Raw genomic sequence first — 1,289 nt, 5'->3', positions numbered from 1 at the left:
GCTCCGGTTACAGTAAATGTAGATGCCGCTTCTTGTACTACCGCTAAAGCGAATGTAACTCTTGGTCTGCCAACTGCGGCTGATAATTGTGGTGTGAAATCCGTAACTAATGATGCCCCTAGTGTATTCCCTATCGGAAACACAACGGTAACATGGACCGTAACTGACAATGCAGGAAATACTGCTACTTGTACTCAAATCGTAACGGTGGTCGATTCTATTCTGCCAACAATCACCTGTGCAGCTCCGGTTACAGTGACTGTAGATGCCGCTTCTTGTTCTACTGCTAAAGAAAATGTAACTCTTGGAGTGCCAACTGCGGCTGATAATTGTGGTGTCAAATCCGTAACTAATGATGCCCCTAGTGTATTCCCTATCGGAAACACAACGGTAACTTGGACCGTAACTGACAATGCAGGAAATACTGCTACTTGTACTCAAATCGTAACGGTGGTCGATTCTATTCTGCCAACAATCACCTGTGCAGCTCCGGTTACAGTAAATGTAGATGCCGCTTCTTGTACTACCGCTAAAGCCAATGTAACTCTTGGTCTGCCAACTGCGGCTGATAATTGTGGTGTGAAATCCGTAACTAATGATGCCCCTAGTGTATTCCCGATCGGAAACACAACGGTAACTTGGACCGTAACTGATACAGCAGGAAATACTGCTACTTGTACTCAAATCGTAACGATTATTGGAGAAATTATAGCTAATGATGATACTGGAGTACTAGTAAATGGACTAACAGGTGGGATTTCAGTAAATAATGTTTTAATAAACGATATTCTTAATTGTGCAGAAGTTAAAACAGAGGATGTAATAACAACTTTTATCTCCTCAACAAATATTGGTGTAAATTTAAATGGTACTACGGTACTGGTAGCTCCGGGTACGCCTGCGGGTTCTTATACTTTGGTTTACCAAATCTGTGAAATCTTAAATCCAACTAATTGTGATACCGCTACGGTAACTGTTACAGTAAACAGTGCTGCTATTGTTGCTAATGATGATGCAGGTACACCAGTGAATGGATTGAGTGGTGGAACAGGATTTACGAACGTGCTAATTAATGACACGTTAAATGGAAGTCCTGTAGCTGCGGATCAAGTGATCTTGACTACTATTTCTTCTAGCAACCCTGGAATTACACTTTCTGGTACCGATGTAATTGTTGCTCCGGGTACGCCTGCAGGTTCTTATACTTTGGTTTACCAAATCTGTGAAATCTTAAATCCAACTAATTGTGATACCGCTACGGTAACTGTTACAGTAAACAGTGCTGCTAT

1 protein-coding gene is annotated in these 1,289 nt (G+C 41.7%); it reads left to right on the top strand.

Annotated features, from left to right (window positions below; genetic code table 11):
• The coding region (locus tag BUA03_RS16305; protein ID WP_139255703.1) for an HYR domain-containing protein at positions 1 to 1,289 on the top strand (1,289 nt) is incomplete at both ends.

This window comes from Flavobacterium fryxellicola, from assembly GCF_900143245.1.
GTDB classification, from domain to species: Bacteria; Bacteroidota; Bacteroidia; order Flavobacteriales; family Flavobacteriaceae; genus Flavobacterium; species Flavobacterium fryxellicola.
The sequence above is the reverse complement of the archived record's forward strand: the minus strand, read 5'-3'. Positions and strand labels throughout refer to the sequence as shown.